The organism is Gilliamella sp. B2828 (assembly GCF_026537125.1).
Lineage (GTDB): Bacteria > Pseudomonadota > Gammaproteobacteria > Enterobacterales > Orbaceae > Gilliamella.
The window spans coordinates 95,262-121,820 of sequence record NZ_JAFNMU010000003.1; the positions used below are offsets into that span (position 1 = coordinate 95,262).

General features: G+C 35.3%; 32 protein-coding genes and 2 pseudogenes. 8 read left to right on the forward strand and 26 right to left on the reverse strand.

All coding sequences use genetic code 11. The features are described 5' to 3' along the window. Positions 1-207 precede the first annotated feature (207 nt). The 8 genes and pseudogenes from J3U19_RS03890 to gatA form a co-directional block, all read right to left on the reverse strand. On the reverse strand, positions 208-540 hold the full coding sequence (locus J3U19_RS03890) for an HAD-IA family hydrolase (protein WP_267345478.1): 333 nt from the start codon (positions 538-540) through the stop codon (positions 208-210). Between the two features lie 387 nt (positions 541-927). Then, positions 928-1,107: pseudogene (kbaY, locus tag J3U19_RS03895) on the reverse strand (tagatose-bisphosphate aldolase subunit KbaY); the annotation flags it as partial. Between the two features lie 152 nt (positions 1,108-1,259). Further along, positions 1,260-1,481, reverse strand: coding sequence for a hypothetical protein (locus J3U19_RS03900; RefSeq protein ID WP_267345481.1), 222 nt, complete (start codon positions 1,479-1,481; stop codon positions 1,260-1,262). 734 nt (positions 1,482-2,215) lie between these two features. Further along, complete coding sequence (locus J3U19_RS03905; RefSeq protein ID WP_267345483.1) at positions 2,216-2,989, reverse strand: DeoR/GlpR family DNA-binding transcription regulator; 774 nt, start codon at positions 2,987-2,989, stop codon at positions 2,216-2,218. Between the two features lie 93 nt (positions 2,990-3,082). Further along, a complete protein-coding gene (locus J3U19_RS03910) occupies positions 3,083-4,126 on the reverse strand; it encodes an alcohol dehydrogenase catalytic domain-containing protein (protein WP_267340299.1) in 1,044 nt (347 codons plus the stop codon). Between the two features lie 99 nt (positions 4,127-4,225). Further along, on the reverse strand, positions 4,226-5,608 hold the full coding sequence (locus tag J3U19_RS03915; RefSeq protein WP_267340298.1) for a PTS galactitol transporter subunit IIC: 1,383 nt from the start codon (positions 5,606-5,608) through the stop codon (positions 4,226-4,228). Between the two features lie 4 nt (positions 5,609-5,612). After that, on the reverse strand, positions 5,613-5,897 hold the full coding sequence (gene gatB / locus J3U19_RS03920; protein WP_267340297.1) for a PTS galactitol transporter subunit IIB: 285 nt from the start codon (positions 5,895-5,897) through the stop codon (positions 5,613-5,615). A gap of 20 nt (positions 5,898-5,917) precedes the next feature. After that, positions 5,918-6,367, reverse strand: coding sequence for a PTS galactitol transporter subunit IIA (gatA, locus tag J3U19_RS03925; protein WP_267340296.1), 450 nt, complete (start codon positions 6,365-6,367; stop codon positions 5,918-5,920). Between the two features lie 312 nt (positions 6,368-6,679). Here gatA and J3U19_RS03930 point away from each other — a divergent pair, with 312 nt between their 5' ends. After that, positions 6,680-7,180: a gluconokinase, GntK/IdnK-type gene (locus tag J3U19_RS03930; RefSeq protein WP_416380252.1), complete on the forward strand. Its 501-nt coding sequence runs from the start codon at positions 6,680-6,682 to the stop codon at positions 7,178-7,180. Positions 7,181-7,213: 33 nt separating this feature from the next. Continuing rightward, a pseudogene (gene edd, locus J3U19_RS03935) lies at positions 7,214-9,018 on the forward strand (phosphogluconate dehydratase). Positions 9,019-9,125: 107 nt separating this feature from the next. On the opposite strand, the gene J3U19_RS03940 reads toward edd, so the two are convergent. Beyond that, the gene (locus tag J3U19_RS03940; protein ID WP_267340294.1) at positions 9,126-10,847 is read right to left on the reverse strand and encodes a thiamine pyrophosphate-dependent enzyme; all 1,722 of its coding nucleotides are present in this window, start codon (positions 10,845-10,847) and stop codon (positions 9,126-9,128) included. Positions 10,848-11,096: 249 nt separating this feature from the next. On the opposite strand from J3U19_RS03940, the gene J3U19_RS03945 reads away from it, so the two are divergent. Next, positions 11,097-12,974, forward strand: coding sequence for an SLC13 family permease (locus J3U19_RS03945; RefSeq protein WP_267365734.1), 1,878 nt, complete (start codon positions 11,097-11,099; stop codon positions 12,972-12,974). A 273-nt stretch (positions 12,975-13,247) separates the two neighbouring features. Continuing rightward, the gene (gene fmt, locus J3U19_RS03950; protein ID WP_267340290.1) at positions 13,248-14,210 is read left to right on the forward strand and encodes a methionyl-tRNA formyltransferase; all 963 of its coding nucleotides are present in this window, start codon (positions 13,248-13,250) and stop codon (positions 14,208-14,210) included. Between the two features lie 43 nt (positions 14,211-14,253). Here fmt and tehB read toward each other — a convergent pair whose 3' ends face one another. Then, the gene (gene tehB / locus J3U19_RS03955; protein ID WP_416380251.1) at positions 14,254-15,183 is read right to left on the reverse strand and encodes an SAM-dependent methyltransferase TehB; all 930 of its coding nucleotides are present in this window, start codon (positions 15,181-15,183) and stop codon (positions 14,254-14,256) included. A gap of 126 nt (positions 15,184-15,309) precedes the next feature. Here tehB and fabI point away from each other — a divergent pair, with 126 nt between their 5' ends. Further along, positions 15,310-16,098: an enoyl-ACP reductase FabI gene (fabI, locus tag J3U19_RS03960; protein ID WP_267345486.1), complete on the forward strand. Its 789-nt coding sequence runs from the start codon at positions 15,310-15,312 to the stop codon at positions 16,096-16,098. Between the two features lie 157 nt (positions 16,099-16,255). Here fabI and ppnP read toward each other — a convergent pair whose 3' ends face one another. Beyond that, positions 16,256-16,549: a pyrimidine/purine nucleoside phosphorylase gene (gene ppnP / locus J3U19_RS03965; RefSeq protein WP_267345487.1), complete on the reverse strand. Its 294-nt coding sequence runs from the start codon at positions 16,547-16,549 to the stop codon at positions 16,256-16,258. A gap of 336 nt (positions 16,550-16,885) precedes the next feature. Here ppnP and slyD point away from each other — a divergent pair, with 336 nt between their 5' ends. The 3 genes from slyD (at position 16,886) to J3U19_RS03980 (ending at position 18,548) form a co-directional block, all read left to right on the forward strand. Continuing rightward, positions 16,886-17,455 (forward strand): peptidylprolyl isomerase, encoded by a 570-nt coding sequence (slyD, locus tag J3U19_RS03970; RefSeq protein ID WP_267340286.1) that lies wholly within the window; start codon positions 16,886-16,888, stop codon positions 17,453-17,455. A gap of 167 nt (positions 17,456-17,622) precedes the next feature. Beyond that, positions 17,623-18,294 carry a RadC family protein gene (gene radC, locus J3U19_RS03975; RefSeq protein ID WP_267345488.1) on the forward strand — a complete coding sequence of 224 codons (672 nt, stop codon included), beginning with the start codon at positions 17,623-17,625 and terminating at the stop codon, positions 18,292-18,294. Positions 18,295-18,344: 50 nt separating this feature from the next. Next, complete coding sequence (locus J3U19_RS03980) at positions 18,345-18,548, forward strand: SlyX family protein (RefSeq protein WP_267340283.1); 204 nt, start codon at positions 18,345-18,347, stop codon at positions 18,546-18,548. A gap of 167 nt (positions 18,549-18,715) precedes the next feature. Here the strand turns inward: J3U19_RS03980 and rplQ are convergent, their stop codons facing one another. The 15 genes from rplQ to rplE all read right to left on the reverse strand — a co-directional run bounded on the left by rplQ (position 18,716) and on the right by rplE (position 26,546). Beyond that, positions 18,716-19,105, reverse strand: coding sequence for a 50S ribosomal protein L17 (gene rplQ / locus J3U19_RS03985; protein WP_267340282.1), 390 nt, complete (start codon positions 19,103-19,105; stop codon positions 18,716-18,718). Positions 19,106-19,132: 27 nt separating this feature from the next. Beyond that, positions 19,133-20,122, reverse strand: coding sequence for a DNA-directed RNA polymerase subunit alpha (locus J3U19_RS03990; protein WP_065738256.1), 990 nt, complete (start codon positions 20,120-20,122; stop codon positions 19,133-19,135). A gap of 25 nt (positions 20,123-20,147) precedes the next feature. Further along, on the reverse strand, positions 20,148-20,768 hold the full coding sequence (gene rpsD / locus J3U19_RS03995) for a 30S ribosomal protein S4 (protein WP_267340281.1): 621 nt from the start codon (positions 20,766-20,768) through the stop codon (positions 20,148-20,150). Positions 20,769-20,810: 42 nt separating this feature from the next. Further along, a complete protein-coding gene (gene rpsK / locus J3U19_RS04000; protein ID WP_025314405.1) occupies positions 20,811-21,200 on the reverse strand; it encodes a 30S ribosomal protein S11 in 390 nt (129 codons plus the stop codon). Positions 21,201-21,215: 15 nt separating this feature from the next. Further along, entirely contained in the window at positions 21,216-21,572 is a 357-nt protein-coding gene (gene rpsM, locus J3U19_RS04005; RefSeq protein ID WP_267340280.1) for a 30S ribosomal protein S13, read from the reverse strand. Between the two features lie 169 nt (positions 21,573-21,741). After that, on the reverse strand, positions 21,742-21,855 hold the full coding sequence (gene rpmJ / locus J3U19_RS04010; protein ID WP_025314403.1) for a 50S ribosomal protein L36: 114 nt from the start codon (positions 21,853-21,855) through the stop codon (positions 21,742-21,744). A gap of 26 nt (positions 21,856-21,881) precedes the next feature. Next, on the reverse strand, positions 21,882-23,222 hold the full coding sequence (gene secY, locus J3U19_RS04015) for a preprotein translocase subunit SecY (RefSeq protein WP_267340279.1): 1,341 nt from the start codon (positions 23,220-23,222) through the stop codon (positions 21,882-21,884). Between the two features lie 8 nt (positions 23,223-23,230). Next, positions 23,231-23,665: a 50S ribosomal protein L15 gene (gene rplO, locus J3U19_RS04020; RefSeq protein WP_025314401.1), complete on the reverse strand. Its 435-nt coding sequence runs from the start codon at positions 23,663-23,665 to the stop codon at positions 23,231-23,233. 5 nt (positions 23,666-23,670) lie between these two features. Next, positions 23,671-23,850, reverse strand: coding sequence for a 50S ribosomal protein L30 (rpmD, locus tag J3U19_RS04025; RefSeq protein ID WP_025314400.1), 180 nt, complete (start codon positions 23,848-23,850; stop codon positions 23,671-23,673). Between the two features lie 6 nt (positions 23,851-23,856). Then, a complete protein-coding gene (gene rpsE / locus J3U19_RS04030; protein WP_065569211.1) occupies positions 23,857-24,357 on the reverse strand; it encodes a 30S ribosomal protein S5 in 501 nt (166 codons plus the stop codon). Positions 24,358-24,371: 14 nt separating this feature from the next. After that, complete coding sequence (rplR, locus tag J3U19_RS04035; protein ID WP_025314398.1) at positions 24,372-24,725, reverse strand: 50S ribosomal protein L18; 354 nt, start codon at positions 24,723-24,725, stop codon at positions 24,372-24,374. Between the two features lie 9 nt (positions 24,726-24,734). Continuing rightward, entirely contained in the window at positions 24,735-25,268 is a 534-nt protein-coding gene (gene rplF / locus J3U19_RS04040; RefSeq protein ID WP_267340278.1) for a 50S ribosomal protein L6, read from the reverse strand. A gap of 11 nt (positions 25,269-25,279) precedes the next feature. Beyond that, positions 25,280-25,672, reverse strand: a complete 393-nt coding sequence (rpsH, locus tag J3U19_RS04045; RefSeq protein ID WP_039129274.1) for a 30S ribosomal protein S8 — start codon at positions 25,670-25,672, stop codon at positions 25,280-25,282. 17 nt (positions 25,673-25,689) lie between these two features. Then, positions 25,690-25,995 carry a 30S ribosomal protein S14 gene (rpsN, locus tag J3U19_RS04050; protein WP_025314395.1) on the reverse strand — a complete coding sequence of 102 codons (306 nt, stop codon included), beginning with the start codon at positions 25,993-25,995 and terminating at the stop codon, positions 25,690-25,692. Between the two features lie 11 nt (positions 25,996-26,006). Continuing rightward, positions 26,007-26,546, reverse strand: coding sequence for a 50S ribosomal protein L5 (gene rplE / locus J3U19_RS04055; RefSeq protein ID WP_065558584.1), 540 nt, complete (start codon positions 26,544-26,546; stop codon positions 26,007-26,009). Positions 26,547-26,559: the final 13 nt, after the last annotated feature.

Genomic DNA, 26,559 nt, shown 5'->3' on the forward strand with positions numbered 1-26,559 from the left:
AAATTGAATGTATTATCAACAATTATGTGACAACAATATTTTCGGATACAAAGGTTACTCACATAAAGCAATAGATAACTTTATCAATTATATTTTATAAATTACTTTTCAATATTACAAAATCATTCATGTTTAATTTTTTAATTAAACGCTCGCCAAAAGAATAAATATCTACCATACAATTATCACCAAGTGAATTAGTAGAGTTTACACTAATAATTTGACAATGCCATTAAATGCAGATTCAATCCCCACTTTAGAATCTTCAAAAACAATACACTTATCAGAAGGTAATCCGAGTAAATTTGCTTCTTGTAAATAACCATCAGGATCTGGCTTAGTATTAATCACCATTTCACAGGTAATAAAAACTTTTGGTTTAGCTACATTAAGAAAGCCAAAACGAGGATCAGCAACTTTTTTGAACCTGAGGTTACAATTCCCAAGGAATATTAAGTGAAAATAATTGGCGTAAGAAATAACTAGCGCCAGATATTTGTGGTTAATATCTTTCACATCTTGAGCCTCTAATTGTTCCATCCAACGATACTCTTACTTGATAAAACTTTCTTATTTATTAGGCAAGAATAATTTTATGTTATCGATAGCTTTACGACCATGAATAGTTTCTAATACATATGAATGATTAAATTTATGACGATAAGCTAATACTAACCAGCAACGCTCAACTGCTGGTAATGAATTGACTAATATCCCATCTAAAACAAATACCCTTTGTTTGCGTACTACAATTTCCCAGCACTACCACAAATACGAATCTTATCTTTTACAATTTTTTCATAGCTGATTTAGCCGATTGCATATAATGCCTTAGATCATTAGTATCGGGATAAATTTTAAATTCTTGTTTTAAAATGTCAGAATATGATGATCTAAATGTAACACAAATGGAAAATGATGAATTTACGCTGCATTTTTACAAATATTGATTAAATACTGCGTACCAGCATAGTGATAAGTGGCGGGTGTTGCTGCATCAATTACAACTTGAATCGTCTCAAGGTAGGTTGTGTATATTAAAAGCGGGCACAGCATATTGTTCTCGCTGAGCTTTTTAACTTCTCTTGATGTGGAAATAAGATACATAATTTATTCCTAATTAACCTTATGATTTATATATTTTTTAAATTTAACTTATTGAACATAATTACTCATGTTGAAAACCCTTTCTGTGATTCCATTGTATTTAACATATCCATTGTTATAGCACGTTTCAACATATCATCTATTGATTCATTTTAATGTAAACTTACTGCAAAACCAGATAACATGACATCATCACCTGAACCAACGGTATTAACTACGTTAATTCTAAGAATTGTGACTTGATAAAATTGGTTATAACAACAAGCAAACGCCTCTTTTTTACCTATCAAAATAATCATGAAAGGAATACCCTCTAACAAAGAATGACTAAGTGCTTTTGTTAATGTATTATTATTACTATAATCAATATCCATTTGAATAATTTGTTTTTATTCTTCTTTATTGATTCTTCTTTATTGAGTTTTATTCAATAGGGTTTATGTTTTGAAATGAGCGATGCATGAAACATTTTTTTAGAAAAACAAGCAAAACAAGAATCTGATATTTAGCAGCTTATTCAATTAAACTTACATAAAAATCGATGGAAAAACCCTGAAATAATGAACCTGAAATGGTCACAAGGTCTGATTTTTCAAGCAACGTTTGATAGTGTTTTAAAAAAGATTAGCTTCCTGTATATCGAATTCTGGACCCGATTCTAAAATTTCGTTTTGGTTTCCTACATATAAGATTGCAATACAGTTTCTTGATTTCTGCTTTGTAATATAACAATCATAATCAATGTTATCTTTACCTAATTATATTTGGATATATTTGAAAATTTAATTTCTCTGGTAACATTAAGTCCTTTACCGCTAGCCGTCTTTTTTACATTAGATACCCGATTAATATCATTAATGATAAATTTATTTAATGGGTATGATAAGTTCACCGATGGATTCATCGTAATTGTTAATATCATATTCTCACCTACAAATTAATATTGTTGGGAGGAACAACCATTTTAAATGATCAACTTTTTAGATAAGATTCATTTTAAGTAAGTATGCAAACAATGCTTAAATAAATAAACTGAAATTCGTTATCTTTAAAAAATTTAGATCCATTAAGTCTACTTTAATCTGGTTTCCAATTATCAACAAAAATATTAAACAGCGATTAAGCTAACACCTTGTTTTCTAAATTCTTGCTTATATTTACTATCAACATTGATATCTGTAATAATAGTATTAAGCTTATTCAGTGGTAAAACTACATTGATGCCATTTCTTCCAAACTTAGATGAATCTAGTACTGCAATCACCTTTTTTGCGGTATTAGCCATCACACTGCTGATTGTGTACCCTTCATTAAAAGTTGTTATTCCTCTTTTTGCATCTATACCATCTGCACCAACAAATAAAATATCAGCAGAAATGCCCTCTAACGATTGCTCAGCAATTTTTCCATGAAAAGATCGGGTTTTATGCCTAAGTGTCCCACCACACATAAATATCATTATGTCGCTATTATCAGAGAGTATAAAAGCTGAGGTAAGACTATTTGTTATAACAGTAATATTTTTTAATTTAACCAGCTCTTCGGCTATCAACATGGTGGTACTACCACTATCTAAAATAATAGTATCGCCTTGTTTAACATGTTTGACTGCTTCAATTGCAATTCGTTTTTTATCTTCAATAAATCGCTGATACCGTTCTTCTAACTGCAACTCTTTAAAAGACTTTATATCGCTATGATTGATGATTTTTGTTGCGCCACCATGAAATCGTGTTAGCTCACCTTGTTTTTCTAATAATCGAAGATCTTTTCTAATTGTGACTTCTGAAACCTCATATTGTTCCGATAAGTCGCTTACTAATACCGTTGCTTGCATATTGAGTAGTTCAATTATCTGTTGACGTCTTTCACTTGCATTCATAATATTTCCTTTTTCGAAAATTATTAAGCAGTGTATAACAAACAAAATCAAAAGATAAGCTTTCATTTTTCATAGCTAATTTGAAACAAACTTTTAACTGCAATTTAATAAAATTTTACCCTTCATTGGTTGCCCATTTAAATTTATCACTTCCTGAATAAATGTATTAAAATCAGCAATCACCGCTATCAATTCATTAAGATTTATCTTACCTTCTACAAAAAACTGACTTACCAATAGCCACTCTTTACCAGGCCATGGTGCAGAATAATTCATCCAACTTCCTAAAATTTGTAACTCTTTTCGTAAAATAAGCCCGAATGTTTTTTCTGGTAAGGTAAAATCATCATGAACAGTACCAACTAAAACCACTTTAGATCTAGGACCTGCAATGTCAATGGCTAATCTAACCGTAATTGATGAACCAGCTGTTTCTAATACGATTTGCTCAAAACGTTGAGGAGATAAGGCTTGATAAATCTCATCAACACTAACATTTTTAGAGTTATAAATAGCATCAGCACCTAGTCGTTTTGCCAGATTCAGCCGTTCATCATTAATATCTAAAACAGCAATAAAGCTCGCCCCCATTGCCTTAGCACAAAGCATAGCAAGCAGTCCGATTGTTCCACCACCGACAATTACGACATGTTTATTTTGGCAGCCATCAGCTAATAGTAGAGCATGCATTCCTACAGTCATTGGTTCAAAAAAGGCGCCGTCAAGAAGATTTACTCCTTTGGGTAATTTAAATGCATTTTTTTTATTTAATACAATATATTCAGCAAAACCGCCTGTTATTCTTGATCCCACAAAGGTATAATTTTTACAAAGTGAATAATAATGCTTTTGACACTCATCACATTTAAAACATGGTAATAATGGTACACAAGAAATTAAATCCCCAACGTCAAATTCAGTTACACCATCGCCTATTTCAATAACCGTACCACTAAACTCATGTCCCAGCGTGATAGGATAAAAATGCGAACCATGATGGAATATTCTAGGAATATCTGATCCACATAATCCACTATAAGCAACTTTTACTAAAATTTGATCTGGATATGTAATTTTGGGCATGTCAATATCTTGTACAGATAGAGATCCCCCTTCATTGACAACAACCGCTTTCATTTTATTTTCCTTAATTAGTCATCACATTATTTTGAAATATGATTTTCACGGATACTTCGTGAAAGTCACAAAATTACAGATATTTATAGGGCTTATAGACTAATTTTTTATTTTATCTGTCTGCACTATTTGCTGTTCTTTTAAAAAGAATTCGTATTTTTTCGCTCGCTTCCAAGTTAAAAATAGACAAAAAAGGTAAAATAATCCAATAAAAGAAAAGCCAATAGGTTGTGTTAAGTTCACTAACTGAACCATCATATAAGTAATTGGAGAACCACCTTGATCCATTGCCCCAACACTAATACTATTATCATCAGTAATAATATCGGCATTGATTGCAAGTTGAGTTGTTAATGGGACCATTTGTGTGGCGATCCAAAGCGTGATAGCAATAATAATTGAACCTGAAATAATGATTCTAAACAAATTACCCTGATGAATCGCCACACCCATTGCAATAAAAAAGCCAATAGTGGCTAAATCACCAAATGGTAAAATTTCATTTCCTGGTAAAATAATGGCAATGAAAATACTTAGAGGAATAAAAATTAAGCTAGCAGAGACAACTGTTGAATGTCCTAACAGTAAGGCAGGATCTAAACCGATAAGAAATTCTTGTCCACCAAATTTTGATTGTAGGTGTTTGCGAGCTTGTTTGGATATTGGTGTTAAACCATCCATAATTGGCTTAATTACACGTGGCATTAATAACATTACTGCAGCAGTTTGAATAGCAAGTTGTAATGTTTCTTTCACGCCATATCCAGCTAAAAATCCTAATATAATGCCCATAAATAAGCCAACGGTTACGGGTTCACCAAACGCACCAAACCGTTTTTGCATATCAACAGCATTAAAATTAATCTTATTAATGCCCGGTATTTTTTCAATCGCAGCATCAATAAACACAGCAATTGGACCACAATAAGCTGATGTACCATGAGGAACAGCAATCCCTTCAAGTTCAAAAAACTCTTTAGTATCTTTAGAAAACCAATCACCCAATTTAAAGGCAATAATAGCATGAATAATAACACCTGTAATACCTAACCAATAAGAACTCGTTACGATATAAACTAATGCCCCAGAAAATGTCATATGCCATATATTCCAAATATCGACATTGACTACTCGTGTTAACTTTGCCAATAACATGACAATATTTACTGCGATAGCAATAGGTATCGCAACCAAGGCTATCTGTGAAGCCCAAGTCATCGGCGCAGTTCCTGGCCACCCCACATCAACAATATTCAAACTAATATCAAATTTTTCGGCCATTGCTTGAGCTGCAGGACCAACAGAACTTGTTAGTAAACTGACAACTAAACCAATACCAACAAATCCAATACCAATATGTATACCTGCTTTTAAGGCATCTCCCATTTTCATTCTTAACGCTAATGAAAATAGAATAATGACAATGGGTAACATCACTGACGGACCAAGATCCAAAATGTACTGCATAATTTCACTAAACATAGATTTATCCCTTTAATATCGCTAGTATTTTATCTTTTAGCTGATCTATTCCAATACCTGAAACAAAAGGCATGCCATGTATAATAGGAATGTTACCAAAAGTTTGATCCATTCTTGCTGTGGTACAAATTAAATCGACATCATCAATAAAAGTGTTAATTTCATTAATCCGACATTGAATAAGATCCAACTCAATATTATTTTCTTTACATAAATCTTTAATCTCTTCAGCAGCTAAAGTTGATGTTGCAACCGCACCACCACATGCAACAATAATCTTCTTTTTCATAATGCCTCCTAACTCACTTTTTAATTAAATATCACTTTACTAAAATGCTCTATAATTTCATTTTGTGGCGCTTTTAATAAGAAGTGATAGAATTCTTTATTCTGTAAATGTGAAAAAAGCGCTTTCAACAAATCAAGTTGAGCTTCGGGGGAAGTTACAACTAATGAAATAATAAGGGAAACATCAACTGTACCGTCATCATCAGCTCGATTGAAAGCTACTGGGCATTGTGTGCGAATAATAAAAATCGCAGGTGTATTAGCGTGTTGAGCCTCACAATGTGGAATAGCTACAGCATAACCATCAAGTGCAATACCTGTGGGAAATAAGGCTTCTCTTTCAATTAATGCTTTTAAATGGCTTTTTTTTACAATATTTTTCTGCTGTAAATGCTCGCTAATATACGTTAATGCTTCTCGCTCATTGTTAAATTTGAGCTTGTCTTCGAAAATAAGCTGACACTTGTTCATATTAAATCTCCATTGTTGTACTTCTATTAACTTTTTTAACTTTCGAAAACAAAATATTTAACGAAAGATTATTTTCTTTCGATTTAAAAAGCAAATAGACTTTTATATTTTTGTGATCGAAATCTATTTTTTAAATAAAGATCAAAACGCAAACTTGTAATTATTTTTGTTTATGAAGAAAAGTATGATCACGATCACAAAAAGAAGGTTTTTAAATTGAAAAAAATACTTAATATGCAAAAATGTTACCCGTAACAATTTGCATATTAAGGAGCCACTGTGACGAAAAATAAAAAACAAGTTTTTATATTAATGGGTGTTTCTGGTAGTGGTAAATCCGCAGTTGCCAAGCAAGTTTCATATAATCTTGATGCAGCATTTCTTGATGGTGATTTTTTGCATCCTAAAGCAAATATTTTAAAAATGCGTAGTGGAACACCATTAAATGATGAAGATCGTTTTCCTTGGCTTGATTTGATTAGTAATGCGGCATTCGCTATGAGCAACATTAATAATATTTCAATTATCATCTGCTCAGCTTTGAAACGGAAATATAGGGACATTATCCGTGGTAAAAACGAAAATGTACACTTTATCTATTTAAAAGGTAGTTATGATGTAATTGCTGATCGTTTAGCAAAACGAAAGGACCATTATCAAAAAACAGGGATGTTACAATCGCAATTTGATACTCTTGAAGAACCCACTGTTGATGAAAAAGATGTGTATACCGTCAATATAGAACAATCTTTAGAAGGGGTTGTGCATGATACCCAACAGTTAATAAGCACAACATGCCAGCGCAAAAAATAGAATATAAAATAATAAATTATACAATAGGTTAATGTGAATCCAACTGTCAACAATGTAACACAACGAATTATTGAACGCTCTAAAGCTTCTCGCACAGCCTATCTGCAAAAAATTGAAGATGCGATGATTAACAAAGTTACCCGCTCTAAATTGCCATGTAGTAATTTAGCACATGCTTTTGCAGCCTGCTATCTTGATGATAAGAATGATCTAAAAAATATTTTAAAAAGTAATATTGCTATTATTAGTTCTTCCAACGATATGCTTTCAGCCCATAAACCTTATGAGTTCTATCCAGAACAAATTCGCAAAGTCTTACATGAAGTTGGAGCAGTTGGCCAAATCGCAGGAGGGATACCAGCAATGTGCGATGGAGTAACTCAAGGTGAACCAGGAATGGAGCTATCATTAATAAGTTGAGATATCATTGCGATGTCGGTTGCTGTTAGTCTTGCACATAACATGTTTGACGGTGCGTTATACCTTGGCATATGCGATAAAATTGTACCGGGTTTATTAGTTGGGGCTCTAACCTATGGTCATCTACCCACAATTTTTGTACCAGCTGGACCTATGCCCTCTGGACTATCAAATAAAGAGAAAGTTCGTATACGTCAACTCTATTCTGAAGGAAAAGCCTCGCGTGAAGATTTATTAGAATCAGAAGCTGCATCTTATCATTCTAGTGGTACTTGTACTTTTTATGGAACGGCAAACAGTAACCAAATGGTGATAGAATTAATGGGATTACCCTTGCCGGGAGCTGCATTGGTCAACCCAGAAACGGCTTTACGTTTCGAGTTAACCAATGCAGCAGCGAGACAGATTACTCGGTTAACTTAACAATCAGCTTATTATAAGCCTATTGGAAAAATGGTTGATGAAAAAGTCATTGTCAATGGCTTAATTGCCTTACTTGCTACAGGCGGTTCAACTAACTTAACAATGCATATCGTCGCAATAGCTAAAGCTGCAGGCATAATTGTTAATTGGGACGATATTTCAGATCTTTCAACAGTAGTACCACTTTTATGTCGAATTTATCCAAATGGAGTGGCTGATATTAACTATTTTCAAGCTGCAGGTGGAACTTCAGTGTTAATTAGAGAATTACTTAAAGGTGGCTTATTACATGAAGATGTAGAAACGGTTATGGGTCGAGGATTGAGTCATTATATCAAAGAGCCAATATTAAAAAATGGAAAACTCATTTTCTGAGAAGGTCCAAATCAATCATTAGATGAAAATGTAATTGCATCAATAAAAAAACCTTTTAACTCACATGGTGGATTAAAAGTGATGTCAGGCAATATTGGTAGAGCAGTAATGAAAACTTCTGCTATTGCTTCTGAACATCAGGTCATTGAAGCTCCAGCCGTTGTTTTTAATAGTCAATATGAATTAGATGATGACTATAAAGCAGGCAACTTAGATAAAAGTTGTGTTGTAGTGGTTCGTTTTCAAGGCCCTAAAGCAATCGGTATGCCTGAACTGCATAAATTAATAACACCTTTGGGAGTTTTACAAGATCGAAGGTATAAAATTGCCTTATTAACCGATGGTAGATTATCAGGAGCATCAGGTAAAGTGCCAGCAGCAATACATGTAACACCAGAAGCCTATGATGGCGGTTTACTAAGTAAAATAAAAAATGGAGATATGATTAGAGTTAATGGACTAACTGGAGAAATAACATTATTAGTAGACGCAACAATCTAGCTAAACGTCAGCCTTATCGCTTTGACTTATCTAATTCACATCTCGGTTATGGGCGAGAACTATTTTCTATCGTTCGTGAAAATTTAACTTCTGCTGAAGAAGGTGCAGTAAGTTTCTAAATGAGTTCTTCTGCCGCAAAATGCGGCAGAGATCAGTAAAAAATATACTGAAATGTATTCTTAACCTGAAACTTTTTGACAAAGATTATTAATAATAACATTATAAATTATTTTTTGATAAAGTTATCAACCAATAAATTCATTACGTCGCCAATTTTTCCACTCAAAGAAGCTTTCATACTGTAAAGTGCCATCCCCATGACTTGCGAAGCATGAATTTCAGGGGGCATAACAAGTTCATCAGCACTCGTTTTAACGTCCAAAAGCGCTGGTCCATCATGAGTTAAAAATGATTGCATTGCTGCTTCAAGTAGATCTGAATCATCAACCCTTATTGAAAATAACCCCATCGATTCAGCTACTTTAGCAAAATCAGGATTCTGTAAATCAGTATAGTGATTAATTAATCCCTCTACTTTTTGTTCTAATTCTACAAAATTAAGTGAACTATTATTAAGTACGATAATTTTTATTGGTAATTTTTCTTGGATTGTCGTTAATAGATCGCCCAATAACATACTAATGCCACCGTCTCCGGATAAGGTGATCACTTGACGATTAGGAAACGCTTTTTGAACACCTAAAGCTTGCGGCATGGCATTTGCCATAGTACCATGTTTTAAACTAATGACGGTTCGTCTTTTACCATTAGTATTAAAGTGCCGACAAGCCCATACCATAGCCGAACCAACATCAGCGCAGAGCACGGCATCATCTGTTGCATATTTATCAATTAGTTCAGTTAAATATTGAGGATGGATAGTTGATTTGGAAGCCAATGCTTTCTTATTCAATTTACTCATGGCACTACTATATAATGCCTGGCATGTTTCTAAAAATTTAGTATCTTTTTTTTCGTTAACTAAAGGTAACAAAGCAGTTAAAGTTGGTTTACTACTACCAACAACACCAATACTTACTGGGTGACGTCGTCCTAAGTGAGTTGCATCAATATCGATTTGAATAATTTTGGCATGATTTGGATAAAATTGTGACCAAGCAAAATCAGTACCTAACATAATAAGAACATCACACTCTTTAATTGCCATAGTTCCTGATTTAACACCAAACATTCCTGTCATACCAACATTGTATGGATTATCATATTCAACAAAATCTTTACCTCTAGAGGTATGTACAATAGGCGATTTTATTTTTTCGGCAAATGCAATAAGCTCATTATGAGCATCATAGACACCTTGACCAGCAAAGATGGTCACTTTTTGATTTTTATTTATAATATCTGCGATTTCAGCTAATTCCTTATCTGATGGGCGTATTATTGGTTTAGGATGATAAATCTTATGACCACTTTTATCTTCTACTTTCTCTAAACTAATATTATAAGGAATTACCAATACAGCAACACCGCGTCGATTAATAGCAGCTTGAATAGCAGCAGTAGTAATTTCTCTGACTTGAGTTGCATCACTAATTTCCCGACAAAATACGGAACAATTTTTATAAACCGATTCAAAATCTACTTCTTGTGGAAAGTCGTTTCCTTGTTGAGAAGTAATTAATTGACTAGCTAATAAAATGACTGGAACTCTATTTCTTTGTGCTTCATAAATACCATTAATGAAATGTAAACTACCGGGTCCACAAGAACCAGCACAAGCCGTAATTTGATCAGTGAGATAAGCTTCTGCTCCGGCTGCAAAAGCTCCAACCTCTTCATGTCGAACGTGAACCCACTCAATATCACTTTTTTCAATAGCAGAAGTAATTTGATTTAATGTATCACCTACAATACCATAACAATGTTTAACACCAGCTTCACCCAAAATATCAACTATAATTTGCGCAACTGTTTTCTTTGATGTCATATTTTCTCCTAAAAAAGGGTTATTAGTTGAATAAGTTAACTTCGGTAAATTACACCAAAGTTTGGTTAATACGAATAGGTTATAAAAAATTAGCAAGAAATGTTAAAAATGTAATAAATGATCAATTATTGTTGAATAAATAGCAATAGAAAATATTCCCTATTACAATAAATCAAGGTATTATGTATAAAATAAAATCTACCTCATTGAGTTATTTTTGTGAAAAATTTGTCATCTGAGCATGGCTTAATGTCATTTATTACTGCTTTTTTGCCTGATTATTTAACCCAACATTACCCTCTAATTATTGTTTGTATATTGCTATGTATTGCCATTATCTTATTTTCAATTAGTAAGTTAAGAATGGATATAATTGCATTACTTACAATTACAGCAATCACCATGACGGGGGTGTTAACGCCTACTGAAGCACTCTCTGGATTTAGTGATCCCAATATTATCTTAATCGCACTACTTTTTGTTATTGGTGAAAGCTTGGTAAGAACGGGTATTTCATACAAGATGAGCGAATATATTCTTAAAATAGCCGGTCAAAATGATATTCGAATTATCACTTGCATCATGTTAGGCATCGCTTTACTTGGCTCAGTAATGAGCTCAACAGGGGTTGTCGCTATATTTATTCCTGTAGCTATTAGTATTGCTAATCATACTGGTATTCATATTAAAAAATTAATGATGCCTCTTTGTATTGCAGCATTAATTAGTGGCATGATGACATTAGTCGCTACCGCGCCTAATCTGGTAGTAAACAGTGAGCTAAGTCGTGCCACACTAGAAGAGTTCGGATTTTTCTCAATTACGCCAATTGGTATTGGTGTTTTAATTGTTGGCGTTATTTATTGTATATTAACACGCAATTGGTTGCTTACCGCAGAACAAGTTACACCAACAAATATTCAACCACAAAGAAGAAAAATAACTGATCTAATTCGAGACTATAAATTGATTGGTCGTGCTCACCGCGCACAGATATTAGCTGGTTCGCCTTTTGTAGGAAGAACTATTGATGGTTTACATTTACGCACTGAACATGGTGTAAATGTTATTGGTATTGAACGTTGGCGAAAATTTCATAAAGTATTAATACCAGTAAATGGTTCGACCGAATTTCGTGAAAATGATATTTTATTATTGGATATGTCGCATTCAGAAGCCGATTACCGAACATTTCTAACAACAAACAATCTTGAACCTAAAATTTTACGAGGTGAATATTTTTCTGAACAAGTTAAAGAAGTAGGTATGGCCGAAGTCGCACTACTACCGGAATCAACACTGTGTGGTAAAACACTCAATGAAATAGATTTCAGAGGAAAATATTTTCTAACAGTAATTGGTATTTGGCGAAATCATGCTCCAGTTGAAACTAATAACTTATTCCAAGAACGTTTAGAAATGAGTGATACATTATTGGTATGTGGAGATTGGGGATCAATTCAGAAACTGCAAACACGCACTAATGATTTTGTGGTCTTGGATTACCCTGCTGATATTGATGATATCGCACCTGCAAGTTCACAAGCTCCCGCAGCTTTAATAAATTTAACAATAATGATTCTATTAATGGTTACAGGTATTGTACCGAATGTAGTTGCTGCGCTCATTGCCTGTCTATTAATGGGAGCCACTCGTTGCATTGACATGTCTAATGCTTATAAATCCATTCATTGGCCAACATTAATTTTAATTATTGGGATGATGCCTTTCGCTGTAGCTTTAAATAAAACGGGAGGAATTTCGCTAATATCTGAATGGTTAGAAATTCACCTAAGATCTTTTGGTCCATATATGATATTAACTTTTATCTTTTTATTGTGCTCAACGGTAGGGTTATTTATTTCTAATACTGCAACTGCGATTTTAATTGCTCCAATTGCGATTGATTTAGCAATTAAATTTAACTACTCACCTTATCCTTTTGCTATGACAGTCGCCATTGCAACATCAGCGTCGTTTATTACACCTGTTTCTTCACCAGTTAAAACCATGGTAGTTGCACCAGGAGGATACAGTTTTAGTGATTTTGTTAAAGTTGGCATTCCTTTAACCTTTTTGGTAATGATTGTAGATATTGCTTTAGTACCTATATTTTTCCCTTTTTAAAAATGAATGGTATTTTGATCGCTTAAAACGAATGTTTTGATTTGGGATCTTGTATCAAGATGCAATGAAATTAACACAGAAAGTATTAGATTGCTAAAAAGAAGGTATGATCAATCGTAACATACCTTTATCATTTTACTCGTAATTTAATTTAACATAATGCTATACGAAAATAAGGTTTTTCTGTAACAAATAATAGCCCCTTTTTTTGTTTAAAGATTCTCAATGAAATTTCGATTATAATCATTATTTTTTATTATGGATATAAAACTTATGCAACAGACAATTAAACCGTTAAATATCATTTTTGCTGGTACGCCTGACTTTGCAGCCACTCATTTAAAAGCATTAATTGATTCTAATCATAATGTAGTTGCAGTTTTAACACAGCCTGATCGTCCTGCAGGTCGAGGCAACAAAGTAACAGCTAGTCCAGTTAAACAATTGGCATTAGAAAATGATCTTCCGATTTATCAACCTTCAACACTTAAAACACTAGAAAATCAAAAAATCATTACTGATCTAAATGCTGATATTATGGTTGTTGTAGCTTATGGATTGATTTTACCACAATTAGTATTAGATGCCCCAAAACTTGGTTGTTTAAATGTGCATGGTTCGTTATTACCAAGGTGGCGTGGAGCCGCTCCTATTCAACGCGCTTGTTGGGCCGGTGATACTTTAACAGGTATTACGATTATGCAAATGGATGCTGGGCTTGATACGGGTGATATGTTATATAAACTCACCTGTCCAATTGAACCTTATGATACCAGTGCAACGTTATATAACAAACTGGCGAAATTAGGTCCACAAGGACTACTTGATACATTAACACTGATTACCGATGGGAAAATTCAACCCAAAAAACAAAATCCATCAGAAGTTACTTACGCTGAAAAATTATCTAAACAAGAAGCTAAACTTGATTGGAATTTATCGGCACAGCAACTTGAACGATGCGTTCGTGCCTTTAATCCTTGGCCTGTGAGTTATTTTGAAATAAATGGCGAACCAGTAAAAGTATGGCAATCAGAAGTGATAACAATATCCCACAATCAACCAGTCGGTACTATTTTACAAGCAGACAAACAAGGGATATGCATTGCAACAAGCGACGGTGCATTGAATATGACACTTTTACAACCCGCAGGCAAAAAACCGATGTCAGCTCAAGATTTATTAAACTCTCGTAAAGCTTGGTTTGTTGTTGGTGAAAAACTAAATAACAATTAATTGATCAATGTAAAAAATTACAGGATGATCCATCCTGTAATTATTACCGTTTTTTAGCTAGCAAAGTCGCAAACCTCAATTTAATTCGATTACCATGTCTATCTGTTTTATGTAACTCCCCAACATTTTCGTTATATTTCAGTATTTTCCAATCCTGATAATAATCTCGCAATTCATTTTCTTTAAACGTAAATGAAAAACCAACAGAACAAGGATAATCAGAAGTCGACATGGCACTGACAATAAGATTATACCCTCCCGATTTAGTCAATTTTTGCATATTATCAATAATGTTAGGGATTTTTTCAGGTTGCAAAAACATCATGACAACAGTTGAAAGAATAAAATCATATTCGCCTTCTAAATTTGCTTGATTGATATCATATACCTTTGTACTAAGGTGCTTTAAATTTCCATCATTGATGATTTGGTGTAAATTACTAATATTCAATTCGGATTTATCAACGGCAGTCACAGCAAATCCAATTAGCTGTAAATAGAGCGAATTACGTCCTGAACCACAACCTAAATCCAATACTTTTCCTAACGGAATAATTTTGCTTGCCGCTAGTACTTCAGAATGTGTTTTAGTCATTTGATACTTTTTAAAAGTATAGTCTTCTGGTAAACAATAAAATGATAGTTGGCATTGCAAATCTTCAGATACCTGAGCGATGCGATACCATTGTTGAGGCAAAATAAAAGCAGGCTGATGGAAAACATCATAATGATGTTTCGATTGTATTTTTCCTTTTTCTGTTAATATTTCTAAATCTATACTGCCTACCAGGATATGAAGCTTAGCCCAAGTACCAACTTGCATATTATGTTTTTCATGAAATGATTGCGGTAATGATTTAGCATACCAAACAGATGATATTTTATAACAAATTAGGTTTTTCAAAATTTCATCGCGAGTTAAATAAACCAATAGTTGACTATTATAATTAACTATTGATGATATAAACAACATTTTGCTGGTCACTCAGTCACCAAAACAAAATCATTAAAACTAAATTTATTGTGGCGAAGTTTACTTTATCAACATATAATCATCACCATCCTAAACTATATAGCTAAAATATTAGAGGAAAAATTTATGGGATTTTTAGTAGGTAAGCGCATACTTGTTACCGGTGTTGCTAGTAATCGTTCTATTGCTTATGGTATTGCAAAAGCTATGCATCGTGAAGGTGCTGAATTAGCTTTCACTTATCAAAATGATAAATTGAAAACTCGTGTTGAAGAGTTTGCTGCGGATTTTGCTTCTAACATCGTGTTACCATGTGATGTAGCACATGATGAAAGCATTACTGAGCTTTTTACTGAACTAGAAAAAACATGGGACAAATTTGATGGATTTGTACATGCAATCGCTTTCGCTCCAGGTGACCAATTAGATGGTGATTATGTTAATGCGGTTACACGCCAAGGCTTTACTATCGCTCATGATATTAGTTCATACAGCTTTGTGGCTATGGCTAAAGCATGTCGTCCAATGTTAAATCCAAATTCAGCATTAGTGACACTTTCGTACCTAGGGGCTGAACGTGCAATTCCTAACTACAACGTAATGGGATTAGCTAAAGCATCGCTTGAAGCAAATGTTCGTTATATGGCAAACGCCATGGGACCAGAAGGAGTACGTGTTAACGCAATTTCAGCTGGTCCAATTCGTACACTTGCCGCATCAGGCATTAAAGACTTCAAAAAAATGTTATCGCACTGCGAATCTGTTACTCCTATCCGCCGTACGGTTACAATAGAAGATGTTGGTAATTCAGCAGCCTTTTTATGTTCAGACCTTGCATCAGGTATTACTGGCGAAGTTGTACACGTCGATGGTGGATTTAGTATCGCTGCAATGAATGAGTTAGAACTCAAATAATTCCCAATATCATTATTCTCCCGTAAAGTTACGGGAGAATGGTTCATAGTAAAGTTAAAATCTGCTAAAAAACGAATGAACAGTGATATTTATTCCTATCAATCAGTAAAGCTACTGAATTGAATATTGCAAGAACATGAAAAGTATTAAGGATGATTTAATATTTTGCTAAATAGCGGCACAAATAAGCTGTAGGTTCTACAACAACAACATCAAATTGACTTTCTCCTACAATATGAAAAATTTGCCCCATTTCAAAAATCTGCCAATCTTTTGCTGTAGGTAATAATACTTTCAATGAGCCTGTAATCACAGTCATTTCTTCAGGATTATCGGTGCTAAAAATATACTCACCTGGTAGCATTACTCCAATAGATGCTTGACCAACAGACGCATTTTGAAAGCCAATGGACTGAACTTTACCATTAAAATATTGTTTTATATTTAACACAATCACTCCTTATAATTTTTAGTTAGTTTCGAATTTTGATTGAATTGAGTAATTTATTGATAAATGATTCATCTCCAAACATGTATTATTAAAAAATGAAACAGAACAACTTTAATTCAGCAATGATAGATTTATACAAAACAATATAAAATAGAGCTAAGTATATTACAGATGTTAACAGATTTAAGCATCTTTTATCGAAAAAATTTTATAGAAGATTAAAAAAATTTCCTTAATTTCATCCCAAATTTTTTTAAAAAGAAAATAGCATACAGATTAGATTTTTTCCGTTAAAATCTAACTTAATTTGCTCAATAAAAGTTTATTGGAGAAAAAATGAAAATAGCAAAAAATAAAGTTGTCAGTTTAACTTTTCAAGTTCGAACTAAAGATGGTGTACTAGTTGATGAAGCAACTAAAGCCGCACCTTGTGAATATTTGCATGGAGCAGAAAACTTATTACCGGATTTAGAAAAAGCATTGGAAGGTCATCAAATCGGTGATAAATTTGATATTGAGCTAATTAATGCTTATGGTGATTTTAACGATGCACTTGTACAAAATGTTCCGCGAGATGTTTTTGTTGGTGTAGATGAATTAGAAGTTGGCATGCGTTTTTTTGCTGATACACAGCATGGACCGCTGCCGGTGGAAATAACAGCTATTGATGGAGATAGTATCACTATCGATGGTAATCACATGTTAGCCGGACAAGATTTACAGTTTGTAGGTGAAGTATTAGCTATACGTGAAGCAACAGAAGAAGAAATTGCTCATGGACATATTCATGGTGAACATGGTCACGATCATGGGCATGGCGGTTGTGGCTGTGGTGAACATGATCATGAAGAAGACGATAACCATGCTTGTTGTGGTGGTAGTCACGGTGGTTGTGGTTGTCATTAATTATTTCGACAATGATTACAATATTTCAAAAGCGCTGTTAGGCGCTTTTTTTCTATTGTGCAAAATTTCTCTTTTTTTTGTGAAGTAGTTCATAATACTTTTATTGATTATTTTATCTAATTTATTATTTCACCAATAATTCAGTTTTGAATAATAGGAATTGTATTATGCCTGCACTACATCCAACATTAATGCCCCGCGAAAAGCTTTTGAAATTTGGAGTAGAAACCTTAAGTGATACTGAATTATTAGCAATATTTTTACGTACTGGTACGCGTAATTTACCTGTTTTACAGTTATCTCAACAATTATTAAGTGAATTTGGTTCCTTATATAACTTAATTAATGCAAGTCATAGTGAATTTTGTAATAAACATGGATTAGGAACAGTTAAATACACACAATTAAAAGCAGTCATTGAACTTTCACATCGATATCTTAGAGTTAAAATGGCAAATGAAAACTTTCTTTCCTCACCATCCTTAACACATCATTATTTGGCCAGCCGATTAGCGAATAAAGATCGTGAGATTTTTATGGTGATTTTTTTAAATAATCAACATCAAGTAATTACATCTGAAGAAATGTTTGTAGGTACCTACAATTGTGTCGAAGTGCATCCGAGGGAAGTCGCTAGGCGAGCATTACAACATAATGCAGCAGGTTTGATTTTAGCGCATAATCATCCATCAGGAATGGCTGAACCAAGTCAGGCTGATCGTATATTAACTAAAAAAATAGAGCAAGTTTGTGAGTTGATTGATATCCGAGTTATTGATCATCTTGTAATAGGTAAAGGAGAATATGTCTCTTTTGCCGAACGTGGATGGATTTCATAAGCTTTTTTGCTTACAATATAAAAAAATGAATCGAATCAAAAAAACGCTTTATGAAACATCAATTAGAATTACTAGAAACAAAAGTTGCATTTCAAGAAATGACCATTGAAGAATTGAATCAGATGGTGGTTAACCTACAATCGGATATCAGCAAACTTAAAGAACAATTAACGTTGTTATCACAAAAACTTCAAGCTACACAAGTGTCAAATATTGCTAACTTATCTGAAGAGACTCCACCGCCACATTATTAATATGTATTGTACATTTTATAGTGACTACATTGAATTTTTAACTGAAAACACAATAATAAAGTTAATTATTTGTTATTTAAATATACCATCTCCTACAAATGAATAACCTATATTTGATTAATAAAAAACCGGCTTATAGCCGGTTTTTGTACACAATGATTTTATAATTACTCAGTTGCTGCTTCTGCTGCTTCTACTGCAGGGCGATCAACTAATTCAATATAAGCCATTGGGGCATTATCTCCATCACGGAAACCACATTTTAAAATGCGTACATAACCACCAGGACGGGTAGCAAAACGTGGACCTAAATCTGAAAATAATTTTTTCACTGTATCTTTATCACGGATACGAGCAAATGCCAGACGGCGATTAGCTACGCTATCGCTTTTGGCTAGCGTAATTAACGGTTCAACAACACGACGCAACTCTTTTGCTTTAGGCAATGTAGTTTTGATGATTTCATGTTCAACAAGTGAACTAGTCATGTTACGAAACATTGCTTGACGATGGCTGCTATTTCGGTTCAGTTGACGACCACTTTTACGATGGCGCATAACTTTATCCTTCTTATAAATTTTATCTTAGTCTTCAACAATACTTGCTGGTGGCCAGTTCTCAAGACGCATGCCTAAAGATAAACCACGAGATGCGAGCACATCCTTAATTTCAGTAAGCGATTTCTTACCAAGATTAGGAGTTTTCAGTAACTCAACTTCAGTACGTTGCACTAAATCACCAATATAATGAACTGCTTCTGCTTTTAAGCAATTAGCAGACCGAACGGTTAATTCCAAATCATCTACTGGACGTAAAAGAATTGGATCGAACTCCGGTTTATCTTCTTTAACTTCAGGTTGACGTACATCACGTAAATCAACGAAAGCTTCAAGTTGTTCAGCCAAAATTGTTGATGCACGACGAATAGATTCTTCAGGATCGATTGTACCATTTGTTTCCATATCGATAACCAGTTTATCTAAATCTGTACGCTGTTCCACACGAGCAGCATCGACAGAATAAGCGATACGCTCAACAGGACTATAACATGCGTCAACTAACAAACGACCAATTGGTCGATCTTCATCTTCTGACTTGACACGAGCAGAAGCAGGGACATAACCACGTCCTCGTTGTACACGAATACGCATACTAATTGAAGCATTGGCATCAGTAAGATGACAAATTACTAAATCAGGATTAACAATTTCAACATCACCATCATGAGTGATATCCGATGCAGTTACCGCACCAATACCTGATTTATTTAAAGTCAGCATAACATCATCTTTATTATGTACTCGAACTGCCAATTTTTTCAAATTAAGCAGAATATCAAGCACATCTTCTTGAACGCCTTCTTTAGTACTGTACTCATGCAGAACACCGTCAATTTCAACTTCGGTTACTGCATGTCCCGGCATAGATGATAATAAAATGCGGCGTAGTGCATTACCTAAAGTATGACCAAAACCACGCTCAAGTGGCTCTAAAGTCACTTTAGCATGAGTTTGACTGTATTGAACAACATCAACTAGGTGAGGTTTTAAAAACTCTGTTACAGAACCCTGCATTATGTCCTCTCTTAAGTGCTAAACTTTACTTAGAGTAAAGTTCGACGATCAAATGTTCGTTGATGTCAGCAGATAAATCTGAACGTTCTGGTAAGCGTTTAAATACACCTTCCATTTTGCTAGCATCAACTTCTAACCATGTTGGTTTTTCACGTTGTTCAGCTAACTCTAAAGCGGCTTTAATACGTGCTTGTTTTTTTGATTTTTCGCGAACACTAATGACATCTTCAGGTGAAACCTGATAAGAAGCAATGTTCACTACCTGACCATTAACAAGAACAGCTTTATGACTAACTAATTGACGAGCTTCAGCGCGAGTTGCACCAAATCCCATACGATAAACAACGTTATCTAAACGACGCTCTAAAAGACCAAGTAGGTTTTCCCCGGTATTGCCTTTAATACGCGCAGCATTTTTGTAATAATTACGGAATTGACGTTCTAAGATTCCATAAATACGTCTAACTTTTTGTTTCTCACGTAACTGAACACCATAATCTGATAAACGCGGTTTACGCGCACCATGTTGTCCAGGAGCTTGTTCTAATTTACATTTACTATCAATCGCTCGGACGCCAGACTTAAGGAATAAATCTGTACCTTCACGACGACTTAATTTGAGCTTTGGTCCCAAATATCTTGCCATTTTATTTCTCCAATAATCCTAAACATTCAATGTTTAATAAAATTAAACACGACGTTTCTTTGGTGGACGACAACCGTTATGAGGAATCGGAGTAACATCAGTAATATTAGTGATGCGATAACCCGCTGCATTTAATGCACGAATTGTTGACTCACGACCAGGACCAGGTCCTTTTACCATAACTTCCAGATTCTTAATTCCGTAATCTTTGACGGCTTCAGCACAACGCTCCGCGGCTACTTGAGCTGCAAAAGGTGTTGACTTACGAGAGCCACGGAAACCAGAACCACCAGCGGTTGCCCAACCCAACGCATTACCTTGACGATCGGTAATAGTTACGATTGTATTGTTAAATGATGCATGAATATGAGCTATACCATCAGAAACTTGCTTTTTAACACGTTTACGTGTACGAACAGGTGTCTTTGCCATTTAATTATACCTCAATTATTTCTTGATTGGCTTACGCGGTCCCTTACGGGTACGAGCGTTAGTCTTAGTGCGTTGACCACGAACCGGAAGTCCACGACGGTGACGCATGCCACGATAACAACCAAGGTCTAATAAACGCTTGATACTCATAGTTACTTCACGACGCAAATCACCTTCAACTGTGAATTTAGCGACTTGTTCACGTAACGTTTCAATCTGATCTTCAGATAGTTCTCTGATCTTAACATGTTCTGGAATACCAGCTTCAGCACAAATTGTCTTAGCGCGGGTACTTCCGATACCATAAATTGCTTGTAAAGCAATTACAGCATGTTGTTGATCAGGAATGTTAATGCCTGCTATACGGGCCACTATGCACTCCTTTATTGTTAATGTTTAGTAAAATCACTATACTGAAAAGCCCGTTTTCAGGATACTCAAACAGCGATTTTACAAATAAATTTAGGCTGGCTATTCTAGCCAGCTTTACTATACTTTGGCAAGTAAAATATGCAAAAGTTACAACTTCGCAACTAAATAATTAGCCTTGACGTTGTTTATGTTTACCTTCAACGCAAATGACACGAACAATGCCATTACGTTTAATGATTTTACAATTTCTGCATAATTTCTTGACTGAAGCACGAACTTTCATGTTTTTCTCCGTAACTTCTGGCTAACTTATCGGCCGTAGCCTTTAAGGTTCGCTTTCTTTAACACTGACTCATAACGATTTGGCATCATTAAAGTCTGTACTTGTGCCATAAAATCCATGATTACAACAACCACAATTAATAATGAAGTTCCACCGAATTGAACCGGAACTTTCATTGCACTTGTCATAAACATTGGTACCAAACATACAAAAGTAATGTAGATTGCGCCAACCAGCGTTAAACGAGTCATTACTTTGTCGATATATTTAGATGTTTGTTCACCTGGACGGATACCTGGAATAAATGCACCAGATTTTTTTAGCTGATCTGCCGTCTCTCTTGGGTTGAAAACCAACGCCGTATAAAAGAAACAAAAGAAGATAATCGCTGCTGCAAAAAAGATTATATATAATGGTTGATCATGAGAAAAATATTGACCTATAAGAACAATAATATATCTCCATCCTTCACCATCTCCTTGAAACCAAGAAGCCATCATTGATGGTAACATAACAATTGTTGAAGCAAATATTGCAGGAATAACGCCTGCCATATTTATTTTTAATGGTAAATGTGTACTTTGTGCTGCATAAACTCTACGACCTTGTTGACGCTGTGCATAGTTGACAACTATACGACGTTGACCACGTTCAACAAATACAACAAAATAAGTCACTCCAACCACTAATGCTGCGACGACTAATAATAAAATCGGATGCAATGAACCAGAACGAGCTTGTTCAATTGTTTCATATATTGCATGAGGAAGACCTGCAACGATACCAGCAAAGATAATGATTGAGATACCATTACCTACACCGCGTTCCGTGATCTGTTCACCCAACCACATAAGAAACATAGTGCCAGTAACTAAGCTAACCGATGCAATAAAATAGAAAGAAAATCCTGGATCAATCACAACTTGACCATAACCAGGAATATTTGGTAAACCAGTCGCAATACCAACTGCTTGTACCATCGCTAAAGCCAATGTGCCGTAACGGGTGTACTGACTGATTTTCTTACGTCCTGATTCACCTTCTTTCTTCAATTCTGCGAGTTTAGGGCTAATGGCCGTTAATAATTGCACAATAATGGATGCAGAAATATAAGGCATTATCCCTAAAGCAAAAATTGAAGCACGGCTTAAAGCACCACCAGAGAACATATTGAACATACCAACAATACCATTAGATGATGCTTGTTCTAGTAAGTCCGATAACGCTTTAGTATCAATACCAGGAACCGGAACGTAAGAACCAAGACGGAAAACAATAAGCGCTAAAAACACAAATAATAAACGTCTTTTAAGCTCACCGCTACCGCCTCGTGTACTTTGAAAATCTAATCCTGGTTGCTTTGCCATCTTTCTAATTATTCCTCAATTTTTCCGCCAGCAGCTTCAATTGCAGCTTTAGCACCCTTAGTCACTCGAATACCGCGAACAGTTACAGGTTTAGTTACTTCACCAGATAACATAATTTTCGCATACTCGATTTGTGAATTAATCACATTAGCAACTTTTAAGCTATTTAGGTCAACAATATCACCTTCAACTTTCATTAAATCTGAAAGACGAACTTGAGCTGTAACTTGAGCTTTACGTGAGGTAAAACCAAATTTTGGTAAACGACGATATAAAGGCATTTGACCACCTTCGAAGCCGCGACGTACGCCACCACCTGAACGAGATTTTTGACCTTTAACACCACGAGTACCAGTTTTACCTAATCCAGAACCAATGCCTCGACCTACACGTTTAGGTGCATGCTTTGAACCTTCAGCAGGAGATAAAGTATTTAAACGCATTACTATTACTCCTCAACTTTAACCATGTAATAAACTTGGTTTACCATACCGCGAATCGCAGGAGTATCCTCGCGTTCAACAGTATGACCAATACGACGTAATCCTAGACCAACTAACGTTGCTTTATGCTTCGGTAGACGACCAATAGAACTACGAGTTTGTGTAATTTTAATTGTTTTTGCCATGGCTAATTACCCCAAAATTTCTTCGACGGTTTTACCACGTTTAGCAGCAACCATTTCTGGTGATTTCATATTTTCTAAGCCATCAATTGTTGCACGAACCACGTTAATTGGGTTTGTAGAACCATATGCTTTAGCTAGAACGTTACGAACTCCTGCAACTTCTAAAACAGCACGCATTGCACCACCGGCGATGATACCAGTACCTTCTGATGCAGGTTGCATATAAACACGAGAACCTGTGTGAGCACCTTTAACTGGATGCTGTAAAGTATCGTTATTTAACGCAATATTAATCATATTACGACGTGCTTTTTCCATTGCTTTTTGGATTGCTGCTGGCACTTCACGTGCTTTACCATATCCAAAACCTACGCGGCCATTACCGTCACCAACTACTGTTAGTGCAGAAAAACTAAAAATACGACCACCTTTTACGGTTTTAGAAACTCGGTTAACTGCGATTAATTTTTCCTGCAGTTCACCAGCTTGTTTTTCGATGTTTGACATCTTTAACTCCTACCTTAGAACTGTAGGCCAGCTTCGCGAGCAGCATCTGCTAGCGCCTGAACTCGACCATGATATTGGAAACCTGAACGATCAAATGAAACTTCTTTGATATCTTTCGCTAATGCGCGCTCTGCGATTGCTTTACCAACTGCTGCTGCTGCATCTTTGTTTCCAGTGTATTTTAAACTTTCACTGATAGCTTTTTCTAATGTAGAAGCGGCTGCCAGTACTTCTGATCCGTTTGGTGCGATAATCTGCGCATAAATATGACGCGGAGTGCGGTGAACCACCAAGCGAGTTGCAAGTAGTTCATGCATCTTGCGACGCGCTTTAGTTGCACGACGGATACGAGCTGATTTCTTATCCATAGTGTTACCTTACTTTTTCTTAGCTTCTTTAGTACGCACAACTTCATCTGCGTAACGAACACCTTTACCTTTATAAGGTTCAGGACGACGATAAGCACGGATATCTGCTGCAACTTGTCCAATTAACTGTTTATCAGCACTTGTTAGTACGATTTCAGTTTGTGATGGACATTCAGCTTTTACACCATCTGGTAATTGATGTTCAATTGGATGAGAATATCCAAGAGATAAACCAATTGCATTACCTTTAACTTGTGCACGATAGCCGACACCAACTAACTGAAGTTTTTTAGTAAAACCTTCAGTAACACCAATAACCATTGCATTAACCAATGCACGTGCAGTACCTGCTTGAGCCCAAGCATCTGCAAAGCCATCGCGAGGACCAAATTTAATTTGATCTTCTTCTTGATTAATTACAACAGCTTTATTAATTGTGCGAGATAACTCGCCATTTTTACCTTTAATCGTAATTACCTGACCATTGAGTTTTACCTCTACGCCAGCAGGAACAACGACAGGTGCTTTTGCAACACGAGACATTTTTTTCTCCCTTACGCTACGTAGCAGATAATTTCACCACCAAGACCTGCTTGGCGTGCTGCACGATCAGTCATAACACCTTTAGAAGTAGAAACGACTGCAATACCTAGTCCTGCCATAACTTTTGGCAATTCATCTTTACGTTTATAAATACGTAAACCTGGACGGCTAACACGTTTAATACTTTCTACAACAGCTTTACCTTGGAAATATTTTAAAGTAATTTCCAATTCTGGCTTAGTGTCACCAACAATTTTAAAGTCCCCGATATAACCTTCTTCTTTTAGCACATTGGCAATTGCCACTTTTAGCTTAGAGGAAGGCATGGTGACTGCAACTTTATTCGCAGCTTGACCGTTACGAATACGGGTCAACATATCTGCTATAGGATCTTGCATGCTCATCTATAACACTCCCCTGATTACCAACTTGCCTTTTTAAGACCAGGAATCTCACCACGCATGGCTGATTCACGAACCTTAATACGGCTTAAACCAAACTTACGAAGGACGCCATGAGGACGACCAGTTTGACGACAACGACGACGTTGACGTGATGGACTAGAATCACGAGGAAGCGTTTGCAATTTAAGCACTGCATTCCAACGATCTTCATCTGATGCATTAAGATCAGAGATAATCGCTTTTAATTCTTGACGCTTTGCAAAATATTTTTCTGCTAGCTTTACGCGTTTCTTGTCGCGTTCAATCATTGATTGTTTAGCCATTATGCCCTACCTTACTTACGAAATGGGAAGTTAAAGGCAGATAATAAAGCTCGGCCTTCTTCATCTGATTGTGCAGAAGTTGTGATAGTAATATCTAAACCACGAACACGATCAACTTTATCATAATCGATTTCAGGGAAAACGATTTGTTCACGAACACCCATGCTATAGTTACCACGACCATCGAAAGATTTTGCGCTTAAACCACGAAAATCTCGAGTACGAGGAAGAGCAATATAAACTAGACGTTCAAAAAATTCCCACATGCGTTCGCCACGTAAAGTGACTTTACAACCAATAGGATACCCTTGACGGATTTTAAAACCAGCAACTGATTTGCGTGCTTTAGTGACTAGTGGTTTTTGACCACTGATTGCAGCTAAGTCTGCAACCGCATTATCTAATAATTTTTTATCAGTAATTGCTTCACCCACACCCATATTCAAGGTGATCTTTTCGATCCGAGGGACTTGCATGACAGATTTGTAGCCAAACTGTTCTTGCAGTTTATTTACTACCTGTGCTTTGTAGTAATCATGCAGTTTCGCCATCGTACACTCCAAA

Bases quoted from the DNA above. Each gene is read 5' to 3' on its own strand.
- J3U19_RS03890 (WP_267345478.1), bottom strand. From the start codon at position 540: ATGGAACAATTAGAGGCTCAAGATGTGAAAGATATTAACCACAAATAT.
- J3U19_RS03900 (WP_267345481.1), bottom strand. From the start codon at position 1,481: ATGGATATTGATTATAGTAATAATAATACATTAACAAAAGCACTTAGT.
- J3U19_RS03905 (WP_267345483.1), bottom strand. From the start codon at position 2,989: ATGAATGCAAGTGAAAGACGTCAACAGATAATTGAACTACTCAATATG.
- J3U19_RS03910 (WP_267340299.1), bottom strand. From the start codon at position 4,126: ATGAAAGCGGTTGTTGTCAATGAAGGGGGATCTCTATCTGTACAAGAT.
- J3U19_RS03915 (WP_267340298.1), bottom strand. From the start codon at position 5,608: ATGTTTAGTGAAATTATGCAGTACATTTTGGATCTTGGTCCGTCAGTG.
- gatB (WP_267340297.1), bottom strand. From the start codon at position 5,897: ATGAAAAAGAAGATTATTGTTGCATGTGGTGGTGCGGTTGCAACATCA.
- gatA (WP_267340296.1), bottom strand. From the start codon at position 6,367: ATGAACAAGTGTCAGCTTATTTTCGAAGACAAGCTCAAATTTAACAAT.
- J3U19_RS03930 (WP_416380252.1), top strand. From the start codon at position 6,680: ATGGGTGTTTCTGGTAGTGGTAAATCCGCAGTTGCCAAGCAAGTTTCA.
- J3U19_RS03940 (WP_267340294.1), bottom strand. From the start codon at position 10,847: ATGACATCAAAGAAAACAGTTGCGCAAATTATAGTTGATATTTTGGGT.
- J3U19_RS03945 (WP_267365734.1), top strand. From the start codon at position 11,097: ATGTCATTTATTACTGCTTTTTTGCCTGATTATTTAACCCAACATTAC.
- fmt (WP_267340290.1), top strand. From the start codon at position 13,248: ATGCAACAGACAATTAAACCGTTAAATATCATTTTTGCTGGTACGCCT.
- tehB (WP_416380251.1), bottom strand. From the start codon at position 15,183: ATGTTGTTTATATCATCAATAGTTAATTATAATAGTCAACTATTGGTT.
- fabI (WP_267345486.1), top strand. From the start codon at position 15,310: ATGGGATTTTTAGTAGGTAAGCGCATACTTGTTACCGGTGTTGCTAGT.
- slyD (WP_267340286.1), top strand. From the start codon at position 16,886: ATGAAAATAGCAAAAAATAAAGTTGTCAGTTTAACTTTTCAAGTTCGA.
- radC (WP_267345488.1), top strand. From the start codon at position 17,623: ATGCCTGCACTACATCCAACATTAATGCCCCGCGAAAAGCTTTTGAAA.
- J3U19_RS03980 (WP_267340283.1), top strand. From the start codon at position 18,345: ATGAAACATCAATTAGAATTACTAGAAACAAAAGTTGCATTTCAAGAA.
- rplQ (WP_267340282.1), bottom strand. From the start codon at position 19,105: ATGCGCCATCGTAAAAGTGGTCGTCAACTGAACCGAAATAGCAGCCAT.
- J3U19_RS03990 (WP_065738256.1), bottom strand. From the start codon at position 20,122: ATGCAGGGTTCTGTAACAGAGTTTTTAAAACCTCACCTAGTTGATGTT.
- rpsD (WP_267340281.1), bottom strand. From the start codon at position 20,768: ATGGCAAGATATTTGGGACCAAAGCTCAAATTAAGTCGTCGTGAAGGT.
- rpsK (WP_025314405.1), bottom strand. From the start codon at position 21,200: ATGGCAAAGACACCTGTTCGTACACGTAAACGTGTTAAAAAGCAAGTT.
- rpmJ (WP_025314403.1), bottom strand. From the start codon at position 21,855: ATGAAAGTTCGTGCTTCAGTCAAGAAATTATGCAGAAATTGTAAAATC.
- secY (WP_267340279.1), bottom strand. From the start codon at position 23,222: ATGGCAAAGCAACCAGGATTAGATTTTCAAAGTACACGAGGCGGTAGC.
- rplO (WP_025314401.1), bottom strand. From the start codon at position 23,665: ATGCGTTTAAATACTTTATCTCCTGCTGAAGGTTCAAAGCATGCACCT.
- rpmD (WP_025314400.1), bottom strand. From the start codon at position 23,850: ATGGCAAAAACAATTAAAATTACACAAACTCGTAGTTCTATTGGTCGT.
- rpsE (WP_065569211.1), bottom strand. From the start codon at position 24,357: ATGTCAAACATCGAAAAACAAGCTGGTGAACTGCAGGAAAAATTAATC.
- rplR (WP_025314398.1), bottom strand. From the start codon at position 24,725: ATGGATAAGAAATCAGCTCGTATCCGTCGTGCAACTAAAGCGCGTCGC.
- rplF (WP_267340278.1), bottom strand. From the start codon at position 25,268: ATGTCTCGTGTTGCAAAAGCACCTGTCGTTGTTCCTGCTGGCGTAGAG.
- rpsH (WP_039129274.1), bottom strand. From the start codon at position 25,672: ATGAGCATGCAAGATCCTATAGCAGATATGTTGACCCGTATTCGTAAC.
- rpsN (WP_025314395.1), bottom strand. From the start codon at position 25,995: ATGGCTAAACAATCAATGATTGAACGCGACAAGAAACGCGTAAAGCTA.
- rplE (WP_065558584.1), bottom strand. From the start codon at position 26,546: ATGGCGAAACTGCATGATTACTACAAAGCACAGGTAGTAAATAAACTG.